We start from the raw sequence: 12,794 nt of genomic DNA on the forward strand, positions 1-12,794 counted from the left end.
CGACGGCAGTGTTTTCAAACTGGCTTTCGCGCAGGGTGATTCACGATCACGCACCGATCGACGGCAGCTACGACGACCACGCGAGAAACAACCCCTGGAGTGCTGGGCCGTCGAACGGCTAGGGTTGCCAGGCATGGCGGCCAATAGCGCGCTTCGGGTTTCGTCGGATTGTCGCTCGCCGTGGCCGCGGCCGGCCCCGCCATGACCACGCTAGCGGCGTGCGATACCCACAATCCGACTCTCGGAGCGAATCCTCGTCAGGTCACCGTGGTCGGATCGGGCCAAGTGCAAGGCGTCCCGGACACGTTGACCGCCGACGTCGGCATCGAATTCAGCGCACCCGACGTCACCGCGGCGATGAACCAGACCAACGATCGCCAGCAAGCCGTCATCAATGCGCTCGTCGGCGCCGGCGTCGACCGCAAGGACATCAACACCACCCAGGTGACGCTGCAGCCGCAATACGGCAGTCCGGAACCGACGATCACCGGCTACCGCGCCACCAACGCCATCCAGGTCAAGATCCACCCGACCGATGCGGCGTCGCGCATGCTCGCGCTGATCGTCAGCACCGGCGGCGACGCCACCCGGATCACCTCGGTCAGCTACTCCATCGCCGACGACTCGCAGCTGGTCAAGGATGCGCGGGCGCGTGCCTTCAACGACGCCAAGAGCCGAGCAGTACGCCCAGCTGTCCGGGCTACACCTGGGCAAGATGCTGTCGATCTCGGAGACGACCGGGAGTGCGCTCACGACGGGGGCCACCGGCACCGCCCAAGGCCATGGCCGCGCCGGTACCCCTGGAGCCGGGCCAGCAGACGGTCAGCTTCTCGGTGACCGCGGCGTGGGAGCTGGATTAGCGCGGCCTGACGGCGGTGCCCCTAGCGCCGACATCGCCGCGCTTGCGATCGCCGCTAGCTACTGCTCGTACACCCTGGGGTCCAGGGTGCCGATGTAGGACAGATCGCGGTAGCGCTCGTCGTAGTCGAGGCCGTAGCCCACGAAGAAGTCGTTGGGAATGTCGAAGCCCACATAGGCGATTTCGACGTTGGCGCGCACCGCGTCGGGCTTGCGCAGCAGCGTGCACACCCGTAGTGAGCGGGGATGGCGGGTCTTGAGGTTGCGCAGCAGCCAGGACAGGGTCAGGCCGGAGTCGACGACGTCCTCGACGATCAGCACGTCGCGGCCGTTGATATCGCGGTCCAGGTCCTTGAGGATGCGCACCACGCCCGACGACGACGTCGAGGACCCGTACGAGCTGACGGCCATGAATTCGAACTGCGTCGGCACCGGAATCGCGCGCGCCAGGTCGGTGACGAAGATCACCGCACCCTTGAGCACGGTGATCAACAGCAGATCCTCGCCGGTCTCGGCAACGGAGTCGCGATAGTCGTTGCCGATCTGGCCGCCGAGTTCGCCGATGCGAGTCTGGATCTGCTCGGTCGTGAGCAGCACCGACTTGATATCCCCCGGGTACAGGTCCACGGGCTGCTCGGGCGTTATCGCCGAGGAGATCTGGGCCACGCCCACAGCGTGCCATGTCGGCGCCCGAACAACCAACGGCGGTGACATTTTGCGGATTTTTACACCGGCTTGCGCCGTAGGGTGAGCCCGCCGTCACGCCGTCCCGCGATCAGCCGCTGGCCGCGCAGATCCGACCCGACCGCCACCCCGCCCTGCCCGCGCCACGCGGTGACCAGCGCATCCACCCCGCGGATCTGCTTGTCGGTCAGGCCGGTCGCCCCGCCGGTCAGCAGCCAGCCGCGGATCACCCGGCGGCGCACCGGGTCGGGCAGCGTGGCCAGAGCCTCGGCCCGCAACCCGTGGTCCGCCGTCACGCCGGGCAGCGCCTGGGCCGCGAGCGTGTCGATGAACTCGGTGTCCTCCCGCAGCGCGGTCGCGGTGCGGGCCAGTGCCTCGGCCACCCCGCCACCCAGCACCTCCTCGAGCAGCGGCAGCACCTCGTGCCGAAGCCGGGCGCGGGTGAAACGGCGGTCGTCGTTGTGCGGGTCCTGCCACGCGGTCAGGCCCAGTGCGCGGCAGGCGGCGTGGGTGGTGGCGCGCCGGACCCCCAGCAGCGGCCGGCACCAGGGCGGATCGTGCGGGCGCATCCCGGCGATCGAACGCGGCCCGGAGCCGCGGCCAAGCCCCAGCAACACCGTCTCGGCCTGATCGTCGAGGGTGTGGGCCAGCAGCACCGGCCCCAGCTGGTAGGCACTCAGCGCGGCGTAGCGGGCGGCGCGCGCGGCGGCCTCCGGCCCGCCGTCGTTGCCTACCTGCACGCGAATGACTTGTGCGGCAACACATCCCAGCGCCATCGCCTGGCCGCGGGCAATTTCGGCGACGGCGGCCGACTCGGGCTGCAGTCCATGGTCGACGATCAGTGCGGTGGTCGGCCGCAGCCGGGCCGCGACCGCGGTGAGCGCCAGCGAGTCCGGCCCGCCCGACAGCGCCACACCCCATTGGTCGGCGTCGACCAGGTAGGTCTTCGCGAATGCTTCGACAGCCGCGCGCAGCTGCCCTACAGGATCCTGTCGATCCATCGCTGGGGGTCTTCGATCTCGGCGGGCAGCGGCAGCGTTTCGGGGCCGGACCAGACGGTGTTGAACCGTTCCATCCCGACCCGGTCCACCACGTGGTCGACGAACGCCTTGCCGCGGGTGTACTGGCTGAGCTTGGCGTCCAGGCCCAGCAGGGCGCGCATCACGCGCTGCAGTGGTGGCGGCTTGCGATGACGGCGGTCGTCGAACCGACCGCGAATGGTGGCCACCGACGGCACCGCCTTGGGGCCGACGGCATCCATCACGTGGTCGGCGTGCCCTTCCAGCAGAGTGCCCAGCACCAGCAGCTGATCCAGCGCCTGACGCTGGGGCTCGGACTGGACGGCACGCACCAGCCCGACGATGCCCGACGCGGACGCGTCGGAGGTGCCGAGGCCGCGGTTGCGCACGTACTCGGCCAGCCTGCCGGCCACCTCGCCGAGGTCGTCGCCCGCGTCGCGGGTCAGCAACGCCAGCGCATCCGACATGTAGTCGGGCAGCCAGCGGTTGGCGGTGAACTGCACCCGGTGGGTCACCTCATGCAGGCACACCCACAGCCGAAAATCGCCCGGGTCGACCCACAGCTGACGCTCGACGGCGATCACGTTCGGATACACCAGCAGCAGGCAACCCTCTTTGTCGGCGAAAAACGGGTCGTATTGGCCCAGGATTCCCGACGACACGAACGCCAGCACGGCGCCGGTCTGCGCACCGGTGAGCCGGCCGGTGAGAAACCCGCGCGGCTTCTCGGTTCCGTGCGTCATCACCCGCATCGAGTCCGCCGCGGCGCGCACCCACTCGGCGCGGTCGACGATGCGAGCCGCCGGCACCGCGCCATCGGTGGCCAGGCCCGTCACGTCACGTACCAGCGGTTCGGCTCTGTTCGCCGACATCGCCAGCTCGTCGATCGCCTGACGGCGGGTGTAGTCGCTGGCGGGCGGACCGGGCCGGGCCAGCCGGACCCCGACCGTGGCCGCGAACCTCCAGTCGACGGCGATCCCGAGGGTGAGCTCGGGTGAGGCGGTCATGTGCACCCGCACGTCCACAGCCGCGTGGCCAGGGTGTCCATTGCGTTGCGTCCGTTGGGCCCGGCGGCGTTGGAGATGAATGCGAACGTCAGCACCCGCCCGGTGCGATCGGTGACGACTCCGACCAGCGAGTTGATCACCGTCAACGAGCCGGTCTTGGCGCGCAACCAGCCGGCCGGTCCTTGGTTGGTGGCCTGGTCGAGAAAGCGGTCGGCCAGCGTTCCGCTGCCGCCGGCGATCGGCAGCAGATCCAGCAGCGCCCGCAGCGCCGGCTGGTCGGGGCCCGCGGCGGCCTGCACCGTGCCGTCGAGGGTCTTGGCCGTCAGGCGGTCGTCGACGGACAGGCCGCTGGAGTCGACCAGCGTGGCCCCGGTGGTGTCGACGTGCGCGGTGCTCAAGCGGTTGGTCACCGCATCGACGGCGCCGGCGAAGCTGCGCGGCCGGTTGATCGCCGCGGCCACCTCACGGGCGATGGATTCGGCCAGCACATTGTCGGAGTGGTCCATCATCTCGCCGAGGCGCTGGACCAGCGGCGCCGACTGCACCACCGCCAGCTGCCGGGCCCCGGATGGCGCCGAGGCGATGGTCACCGCGGCCGGGTCCAGGCCGAGCGCCTTGGCCAGCTCGCGCCCGGCGTCCAGCGCCGGGGTCTTCGAGCGGCGGGAGTTGACGGTGGTGGGCTGGATGCGGCCGCAGTCGATCATCACCGATTCGATCGGCGCGATGTCACCGTTGTCGACGTCGGCGGGGTCCCAGCCCTGCGCCATCGTCGGGCCGGTGAAGGCCGAGGTGTCCACCTGCACGGCCGTCGGCGTCATCCCGCTGCGATGAATCTGCTCCACCAGGTCGCTGATGCGTGGCGCCCCGCGGTACCAGGTCGGCACGTCGGGCGGCGCCGCCGAGATCGTCGGATCACCGGCTCCCACCAGCACGATCGGCCCCTGGGCGTTCGGGCTGCCGGCCACTACCCGGGTGCTGATGCGGGCCTGACGGTCCAACGTCAGCAACGCTGCGGCCGCCGTCAGGACCTTGTTGGTCGACGCCGGAACCAACGGCACGTCGTCGGCCACCTGCCACAGCACTTTGCCGGTGAGGGCATCGCTGATCCGGCCCCCGAGCCGGCCGAGATTGGGGTCGGCGGCCACCGGAGCCAGCACGGCCGCCAGCGCACCGGGCGACGGCGTCTCGGCGGTGTCGGCGACGGGCACCATTCCGGGCTTCACGATCGGCGCCCGCGGCGGCGGGACCGGAACGTGCGTGCCGCTGCTGCCGTGCCCACCCGTGGTGAAAAAGGTTGCGGCGGCCACAACGGCAGCGACGAACGCCAGCACGGCCAATCCGATGAACACCTGGGTGGATTTCCGCCAGCGAGTACGACCCATCACTCTCCTGACTGTTTGGTCCCATTCTGCCGAATCTGCCGAAACCCGCTCGACTAGGGTGATCCGCGACGAACCGATCTAGCCGGGTCCGCCCAGACTTACCTCTCTACAAAGGAGTGTCAGACAGTGCAATTCCTCTCTACAAAGGAGTGTCAGACAGTGCAATTCGACGTGGTCATCGAGATCCCGAAAGGCCAGCGGAACAAGTACGAGGTCGATCACGAGACGGGGCGGGTGAAGCTGGACCGCTACCTCTACACGTCGATGGTCTACCCGACCGACTACGGCTTCATCGAGAACACCCTCGGCGAGGATGGCGACCCGCTGGATGTGCTGCTGCTGCTGCCGAAGTCGGTGTTCCCGGGGGTGTTGGTCGAGGCACGGCCGGTGGGCATGTTCAAGATGGTCGACGAGGCCGGCGGCGACGACAAGGTGCTGTGTGTCCCGGCCGGCGACCACCGGTGGGATCACATCCAGGACATCGGGGACGTGCCGTCCTACGAGTTGGACGTCATCAAGCACTTCTTCTCCCAGTACAAGGCGCTGGAGCCGGGTAAGTACGTCAAGGCCGCCGACTGGGTCGGCCGGGCCGAAGCCGAAGCCGAGGTGGAACGCTCCTTCGCCAGGTTCAAAGAGGGCGGGCACTAACGCTGCTGGCGTAACCGCGCGCCGATTCTCGGTGGCATCCTGGCGAGGTGAGCCCGGTGCTGCATTTCGCCGCGAATTTCTGGTGGCTGATCTTCCCCTTCGCGGGTGCGATCGGAACTGGTGTCCGGGCGGGGGTGGCCGCCAACGAACGCCGCGCCGAGCGACGGCAGGAACGCTACCGGCTCAAGTAGCAGACCAGGATCGCGGTGGCGCTGGGGGTACCTCCCGCTTGCGGGGGCGCCTCCGGTCGGGCGCGCGTCGACGAGGAGAGCGCGCGCCGAGATCTCGCGAAACTTCTTGCGGCACATGACCGTACGGACGCACGGTGGCTGGAGTACCAGGTCGACATCGCCAAATTGCTGGACTTCCCGCTGATGACGAACATGCGCGATCCGCTCACTATTGCCTTCCATAAGGCCAAGCGGCACGCGGACCTGCTGCGCCCGGATTCCCCGGACGACTTCGCCGGCGACCGGGCGGCGTACGTCGACTACCGCGATGCCGTCCACGAGTACATCAGCAGCTTCGAGATCGCCGAGGCCGAGGCGATTCGCCGGCGCCGCAGCGATTTCTCCGAAGACGAACAGCAGCGGCTGGCCCGCGCTCAACACCTGCTGCACCTGGCCCAGGACGAGGCAGCGACCCTACAGGAGCGGCAGAGCGCCTACGCGCGGGCCGGCAAGGAGCTCGACGGCCTGGTCGTGTTGCCGGCGCAGGCGCGGACCAGCATCGAACGCCGCATCGCCGGGCAGATCGAGGCATAGCCGGCTCAGGGGGCTTGGGCCGCCCGCCGGTTGCGCAGCAGGCTCCACCCGAACGCCGCGCCGACGAAGACGACGCCGACCGAAGCGCTCACCAGCTCGGGGGTCTGATAACGCTGCTCGATGGACGCCAGCATGATCAGCGACAGCGCGCCGATCGCCCAGTGCGCGCCGTGTTCCAGGTACACATAGCGGTCCAGCGTCTGCTGCTGGACCAGATAGATCGTGATGGACCGGACGAACATCGAACCGATCAACCCCAGCCCCAGCGCGATGACAATCAGGTCGGACGTGATCGCGAAGGCGCCGGTGACCCCGTCGAACGAGAACGCCGCGTCCAGCACCTCGAGGTAGAGGAACAACGTCAGACCGGCCTTGCCCACCGCCAGAGCCGGCCCGGAGGGATCGGCACCGTCGTCGACCCCGGCGGGCCGAAACGCCTGGCTCAAACCGTTGACGATCAGATACGTCACCAGGCCGAGCAACCCGGCCGTCAGCACCGTCGCGCACTCCTCGCTGGAATGGGTCAACTGGGTGCCGGCCAGGACCAGCACCACGGTGCTAGTCACCACCGAGACCTCGCCAAGACGGCCGATACGGGCAAATGGAACCTCAATCCACTTGAGCCACTTGATATCTCGGTCGTGAACGACGAAATCCAGGAACAGCATCAGCAGAAATATCCCGCCGAACCCCGCGATCTGTGGATGGGCCGACGCCACCAGCTTTTCATAGCTGGGTGAGCCGTCCGGGAATTCCAGTGCGCCGTGCGGCGGCGGATCCAGCGCCAGCTGCAACGCGTGCACCGGGTCGATACCCGCGGTGGCCCAGACGATGAGCAGCGGGAAGAGCAGCCGCATGCCGAATACGGCGATCAGCATCCCGATCGTCAGGAACATCTGCCGCCAGAACGCGCTCATCCGCTTCAGCACGGCGGCGTTGATGATCGCGTTGTCGAAGGACAACGACACCTCGAGAATGCCCAGCGCGATCAGCAGAAACAGGGCATTGAGCCCGCCGTGGAAATACCCCAGCGCGAGGGCCGCCAACGTGACCAGCAGCGAAATCCCGAAGATGCGAGCGGCGGCCATGGGTCCTTCCTGACAGCCGCCCACACTAGGGCGGACCCGGTCGTCACCGCCAGCCAGCGCAGCAACGCACTTACTATTTTCAAATTGTGGCGGTATATCGGGTCTGTCGGCCTAAAGCGCCGCCCCGATGACCGAAGTCGGCGGTGCGGCGTCCCCGCTGGGCGCTGCCGGCGACGCGGGGGCGTCCCGGGGGCCCGTCGCGCGCGCCAGCATGGCCCGGGTCGGCACGGCGACCGCACTGACCGCGGTGTGCGGCTACGCGGTGATCTATCTGGCGGCTCGTGACCTAGCGCCCAGCGGATTCTCGGTGTTCGGGGTGTTCTGGGGTGCATTCGGGCTGGTCACCGGTGCCGCGTTCGGACTGCTGCAAGAGACCACTCGCGAGGTCCGCGCCACCCGCTACGTCGAGGCGTTGCCGGGTCCCGAATTCCGCAACCACCCGCTGCGCGTCGCCGCGATGCTCGGTGTCGCCGCGGCCGTCGTGATCGCGGGCAGCTCGCCGCTGTGGGGTGCACGGGTCTTCTCCGACGAGCGCTGGTTGTCGGTGGCGCTGCTGTCGGTCGGGCTGGCCGGTTTCTGTCTGCACGCCACCCTGCTGGGCATGCTGGCCGGCACCGATCAGTGGACCCAGTACGGGACGCTGATGGTGACCGACGCGGTAATGCGGGTGGCGCTCGCCGTAGCCACGGTCGTGCTCGGCTGGGGTTTGACAGGTTTCCTGTGGGCGACGGTGGCCGGCGCGGTGGCCTGGCTGATCATCCTGGCGGCCGCGCCCGGGGCCCGCGCGACGGCCCGCCTCCTGACGTCCGGCGACACCGCGACGTTTCTGCGCGGCACCGCGCACTCCATCACCGCGGCCGGCGCCAGCGCGATCCTGGTGATGGGTTTCCCGGTGCTGCTCAAGCTGACGTCGAATCAGCTTGGGGCACAAGGCGGTGTGATCATCCTCGTGGTGACGTTGACCCGGGCGCCGATGCTGGTGCCGTTGACCGCGATGCAGGGCAACCTGATCGCGCATTTCGTGGACGCGCGCCGCGACCGGCTGCGCGCGCTGCTCGCGCCGGCGGCGATCATCGGTGGCATCGGCGCGATCGGGGTGCTGGCCGCCGGCCTGGTGGGCCCGTGGCTGCTGCGGGTCGTCTTCGGCGCTTCCTACGACGCCGGCAGCGCCCTGTTGGCGTGGCTGACGGGGGCGGCGCTGTCAATCGCTATGCTGACGCTGACCGGTGCCGCGGCGGTGGCCGCCGCGCTGCATCGGGCGTATGCGTTGGGCTGGGTCGGGGCCACCGCGGCGTCGGGACTGTTGCTGCTGTTGCCGCTGCCGTTGGAAACCCGCACCGTGATCGCGCTGCTGTGCGGTCCGCTGGTGGGAATCGGCGTTCACCTGGTGGCGCTGGCGCGCGCCGGGCGCCTAACCGGCTGATCCTGGCTACCCTGTGAACATCGAAACGGATTACGCCGGCGTCTGGATCGTCATTCCCGCCTTCAACGAAGCCACGGTCATCGGCGAGGTGATCGCGGACGTGCGCTCGGTCTTCGACAACGTCGTCTGCGTCGACGACGGCAGCACCGACGGCACCGGCGAACTGGCAAGGCGGGCCGGGGCACACGTGGTGCGCCATCCGGTCAACCTGGGCCAGGGCGCAGCGATTCAGACCGGCGTCGAGTACGCCCGCAAGCAGCCCGGCGCGCGGGTGTTCGCGACGTTCGACGCCGACGGCCAGCATCGCGTCAAGGACCTATCCGCGATGGTCGACCGGCTCGCCGCCGAGGACGTCGACATCGTGATCGGAACCCGGTTCGGCGGGCAGGAGAGCAGCCGGCCGCCGTTTCTGAAGCGAATCGTACTGCAGACCGCCGCGCGGTTGAGCCCGCGCGGTCACCGGCTGGGCCTGACCGACACCAACAACGGGCTGCGGGTGTTCAACAAGACGGTCGCCGACGGGCTGGACATCACGATGAGCGGCATGAGCCATGCCAACGAGTTCATCATGCTGGTCGCCGAAAACCATTGGCGCGTAGTCGAACAGCCGATCGAGGTGCTCTACACCGAATACTCCAAGTCGAAGGGCCAGCCGCTACTCAACGGGGTAAACATCATTTTCGACGGGTTCCTGCGAGGGAGGATTCTCAAGTGAACTGGATTCAGGTGCTGCTGATCGGGTCGATCATCGGGCTGCTGATCTATCTGCTGCGGTCGCGCCGCAGCTCTCGGTCGAAGGCCTGGGTCAAGGTCGGCTACGTGTTCTTCGTACTGGGCGGCATCTATGCCGTGTTGCGGCCCGACGACACCACCGTGGTCGCGCACTGGTTCGGGGTGCGCCGCGGCACCGACCTGATGCTCTACGCGCTGATCATGGCGTTCAGTTTCACCACGCTGAGCACCTATATGCGGTTCAAGGACCTGGAGTTGCGCTACGCGCGCCTGGCTCGGGCCATCGCGCTGGAGGGTGCGCAGGCGCCGGATCCGCGTTAGCCGTGCTCGTGGCCGTCAGCCGCCCTCTCGGCGTGCGTCGAACGTGCAACCATGGCGACAATCTCACCGAAATCTCTGCACCAGAGCACGTTCGGCGCTAGTCGGTCCGGGCGTGCCGGAAGAACTCGACGGTGCGGCGCACGCCCTCGGTGAGTTCGACTTGCGGGCGCCAGCCCAAAACCCTTGCCGCTGAACTGATGTCGAGGCAGGACCGACGCAGATCGCCGAGACGATCCGGATGGAACTCCGGATCATCCGGTGCGCCAACGGCTTTGGCCACCGCCGTGTGCAGCTGGCGGTCGGAGGTCTCGATGCCGGTGCCGATGTTGAAACGCTGCGCGCTGCCGGCCTGCTCGGAGGCCTTGACGAAGGCGTCCACGACGTCGTCTACGAACACGTAATCGCGGGTCTTGGTACCGTCCCCGAACACCTTGGTGGGCTTGCCGGACAACAGCGCCTGGGCGAAGATCGCCACCACGCCCGCCTCGCCGTGTGGATCCTGGCGCGGGCCGTAGACGTTGGCCGGCGCGATGTGCGAGCAATCCAGGCCGTACAGGTGCCGAAAGGTGTTCAGGTAGATCTCGCCCGCCACTTTGCCCGCGGCATACGGCGAGGCCGGATCGGTGGGCACGGTCTCCGGGGTGGGGTACTGCGCCGGGGTGCCGTAGATGGATCCGCCCGACGAGGTGTGCACGATTTTGCGGACGCCGGCGCGGCGCGCGGCCTCTGCCAGCCGCACCGTGCCGACCACATTGACCGAGGCGTCGAACTGCGGCTCGGCCACCGAGTGGCGCACGTCGATCTGGGCGGCCAGGTGGAATATCACCTCGGGCCGGTGCTCGTCGAGAATCGCCTCGAGGTCCGCGGTGACGATGTCCGCCTCGACGAAGACGTGGTCGGGATTGTCGGCCAGGTGCTCCACGTTGCGCGCTTTGCCCGTCGCGAAGTTGTCCAGGCTCACCACCGCGTGGCCATCCGCCAGCAAGCGGTCGACCAGCGTGGACCCGATAAACCCGGCTGCCCCGGTAACCAGTGCGCGCACCGGCCCACCATACCGACCGGTAAGAAATAACCATGCCCGCCGCCATGACCCGGATGCCGCGGGTCGCCCTGGCGGCGGCCGCGCTGATCGTGGTCGCGCTGGTCATCCGTGCGGTGCTGGCCTTCGGCGGCTACTTCTACTGGGACGATCTGATCCTGATCGGCAAGGCCGGAACCGAAGGCCTGCTGTCGCCGGCCTATCTGTTCGACGACCACGACGGCCACGTGATGCCGGCGGCGTTTTTGATCGCGGGTGTGCTGATCCGGCTGGGTCCGCTGGATTGGACCGGGCCCGCGACCAGCCTGGTGGTGTTGCAGCTGCTGGCGTCGCTGGCGCTGCTGCGGGCGCTGCAGGTGATCCTCGGCTGGCGTCGAGTGCTGCTGATCCCGCTGACGTTCGCGCTCTTCACCCCGCTGGGGGTGCCGGCGTTCGCCTGGTGGGCCGCGGCGCTGAATTCGCTGCCCATGCTGGCGGCACTGGCCTGGGTGTGCGCCGACGCCGTGCTGCTGGTGCGGACCGGCAACCAGCGCTACGCCCTGACCGGCGTGCTGGTGTACCTGAGCGGGTTGCTGTTCTTCGAGAAGGCCGCGGTGATTCCGTTCGTCGCCTTCGCGGTCACCGCGCTGCTGTGCCAGGTGCGCGGGCAGAAGTCCGCATTGCTGACGGCCTGGCGTGGCGGTGCGCGGCTCTGGGTCGCGTCGCTGATCCTGACGGTCGCCTGGGTGGCGCTTTACCTCGCGGTGGTCGATCAGCAGCGCTGGAGTTCCGATGTCGCGATGACCGCGGACCTGCTGTCGCGATCGATCACCCACGGCATCGTGCCGGGGCTGGCCGGCGGGCCGTGGCACTGGGACCGATGGGCGCCGGCATCCCCATGGGCCACTCCCCTGCCGCTGGCGATGGCGCTGGGTTGGCTGGCACTGGTCGCGGTGCTGGCGCTGTCGCTGGTCCGCAAGCAACGCCTCGGCCCGGTGTGGCTGACGGCGGCCGGTTACGCGGTGGCCTGCCAGGTGCCAATCTATCTGATGCGCTCGTCGAAGCTGACCGCGCTCGAACTCGCCCAAACCCTGCGGTATCTGCCGGATCTCGTTGTTGTGCTGGCGCTGTTGGCCGCCGTCGGGCTGTGCGCACCGAACCGGCCGTCGAGTCTTCGATGGCTGGACTCGTCGCCGTTGCGGGCCGTGGTGGCAACGGGTTTGGCCGTATTGTTCGTCGCCGCCAGCCTGTATTCGACGGCGACGTTTCTGACCAGTTGGCGCGACAATCCCACCCGGAGCTATCTGCGCAATGCGCGGGCCAGTTTGGCTGCGGCCCATGCCAATTCGACTGCCCCGCTGCTGGATCAAGAGGTCGACCCGCTGATCCTGCAGCGGGTGGCCTACCCGGAGAATCTGGCCAGTCACATGTTCGCCCTGGTGCGCGATCGGCCCGAATTCGCCACGGCGACAACACAATTGCGAATGTTCGACAGCGCTGGGCGGCTGATCCCGGCGCGGGTCAGCTGGATTCGGACCATCAAACCCGGGCCGTTGCCGCAGTGCGGCTACTTCGCCCAACCGGACACGCCGGCACGCATGGCGCTCGACGGTCCGCTGCTGCCCGCCGACTGGACCGTCGCACTCAACTACTTGGCCAACAGCGACGGCTCGATGACGATCGCGCTGTCGGAGGGCCCGGGCGTCAAGGTTCCGGTGCATCCCGGCCTCAATCGGGTGTACGCCCGGCTGCCGGGCGCCGGCAACGCGATCATGGTGCGCGCCAACACGACTGCCCTGGCATTGTGCGTCGCGGCGGGACCGGTGGGCTTTCTGACGCCGGCCTGAGTT

11 protein-coding genes and 2 pseudogenes are annotated in these 12,794 nt (G+C 68.5%); 7 read left to right on the forward strand and 6 right to left on the reverse strand.

Annotated features, from left to right (window positions below; translation table 11 throughout):
* Positions 1-201: 201 nt before the first annotated feature.
* Positions 202-860: pseudogene (locus tag T428_RS26895) on the forward strand (SIMPL domain-containing protein).
* Positions 861-918: 58 nt separating this feature from the next.
* Here the strand turns inward: T428_RS26895 and hpt are convergent.
* The 4 genes from hpt to dacB are packed head-to-tail and all read right to left on the reverse strand — an operon-like array spanning position 919 to position 4,950.
* Positions 919-1,572, reverse strand: a complete 654-nt coding sequence (gene hpt / locus T428_RS0109580) for a hypoxanthine phosphoribosyltransferase (protein WP_025736307.1) — start codon at positions 1,570-1,572, stop codon at positions 919-921.
* 11 nt (positions 1,573-1,583) lie between these two features.
* The gene (gene tilS, locus T428_RS0109585) at positions 1,584-2,543 is read right to left on the reverse strand and encodes a tRNA lysidine(34) synthetase TilS (protein WP_025736308.1); all 960 of its coding nucleotides are present in this window, start codon (positions 2,541-2,543) and stop codon (positions 1,584-1,586) included.
* The gene (locus T428_RS0109590) at positions 2,522-3,568 is read right to left on the reverse strand and encodes a zinc-dependent metalloprotease (protein ID WP_025736309.1); all 1,047 of its coding nucleotides are present in this window, start codon (positions 3,566-3,568) and stop codon (positions 2,522-2,524) included. Before T428_RS0109590 ends, tilS begins: the two co-directional genes overlap by 22 nt.
* Positions 3,565-4,950 carry a D-alanyl-D-alanine carboxypeptidase/D-alanyl-D-alanine endopeptidase gene (dacB, locus tag T428_RS0109595; protein ID WP_025736310.1) on the reverse strand — a complete coding sequence of 462 codons (1,386 nt, stop codon included), beginning with the start codon at positions 4,948-4,950 and terminating at the stop codon, positions 3,565-3,567. The genes T428_RS0109590 and dacB overlap by 4 nt, the downstream gene beginning before the upstream one ends.
* 159 nt (positions 4,951-5,109) lie before the next feature.
* On the opposite strand from dacB, the gene T428_RS0109600 reads away from it, so the two are divergent.
* Together T428_RS0109600 and T428_RS26900 are read left to right on the forward strand one after the other, a co-directional pair.
* Positions 5,110-5,598 carry an inorganic diphosphatase gene (locus T428_RS0109600; RefSeq protein WP_025736311.1) on the forward strand — a complete coding sequence of 163 codons (489 nt, stop codon included), beginning with the start codon at positions 5,110-5,112 and terminating at the stop codon, positions 5,596-5,598.
* Between the two features lie 47 nt (positions 5,599-5,645).
* Positions 5,646-6,362 (forward strand): annotated as a pseudogene (locus T428_RS26900) (hypothetical protein).
* Positions 6,363-6,367: 5 nt separating this feature from the next.
* Here T428_RS26900 and T428_RS0109610 read toward each other — a convergent pair.
* Positions 6,368-7,450 (reverse strand): DUF475 domain-containing protein, encoded by a 1,083-nt coding sequence (locus T428_RS0109610; protein WP_025736312.1) that lies wholly within the window; start codon positions 7,448-7,450, stop codon positions 6,368-6,370.
* Between the two features lie 127 nt (positions 7,451-7,577).
* On the opposite strand from T428_RS0109610, the gene T428_RS0109615 reads away from it, so the two are divergent.
* From T428_RS0109615 to T428_RS0109625, 3 genes are read left to right on the forward strand one after another with little or no spacing between them, the layout of a single operon-like run.
* Positions 7,578-8,873 carry a polysaccharide biosynthesis protein gene (locus T428_RS0109615; RefSeq protein WP_025736313.1) on the forward strand — a complete coding sequence of 432 codons (1,296 nt, stop codon included), beginning with the start codon at positions 7,578-7,580 and terminating at the stop codon, positions 8,871-8,873.
* 13 nt (positions 8,874-8,886) lie between these two features.
* Positions 8,887-9,588, forward strand: a complete 702-nt coding sequence (locus T428_RS0109620; RefSeq protein WP_025736314.1) for a glycosyltransferase family 2 protein — start codon at positions 8,887-8,889, stop codon at positions 9,586-9,588.
* Positions 9,585-9,926 carry a DUF2304 domain-containing protein gene (locus tag T428_RS0109625; RefSeq protein ID WP_025736315.1) on the forward strand — a complete coding sequence of 114 codons (342 nt, stop codon included), beginning with the start codon at positions 9,585-9,587 and terminating at the stop codon, positions 9,924-9,926. Before T428_RS0109620 ends, T428_RS0109625 begins: the two co-directional genes overlap by 4 nt.
* A 97-nt stretch (positions 9,927-10,023) precedes the next feature.
* Here T428_RS0109625 and T428_RS0109630 read toward each other — a convergent pair whose 3' ends face one another.
* A complete protein-coding gene (locus T428_RS0109630; protein WP_025736316.1) occupies positions 10,024-10,968 on the reverse strand; it encodes a GDP-mannose 4,6-dehydratase in 945 nt (314 codons plus the stop codon).
* Between the two features lie 32 nt (positions 10,969-11,000).
* Between T428_RS0109630 and T428_RS0109635 the strand changes: the two genes are divergently transcribed.
* Positions 11,001-12,791 (forward strand): hypothetical protein, encoded by a 1,791-nt coding sequence (locus T428_RS0109635; RefSeq protein ID WP_051465181.1) that lies wholly within the window; start codon positions 11,001-11,003, stop codon positions 12,789-12,791.
* Positions 12,792-12,794: the final 3 nt, after the last annotated feature.

This window comes from Mycobacterium genavense ATCC 51234 (assembly GCF_000526915.1).
Classification (GTDB): Bacteria; Actinomycetota; Actinomycetes; order Mycobacteriales; family Mycobacteriaceae; genus Mycobacterium; species Mycobacterium genavense.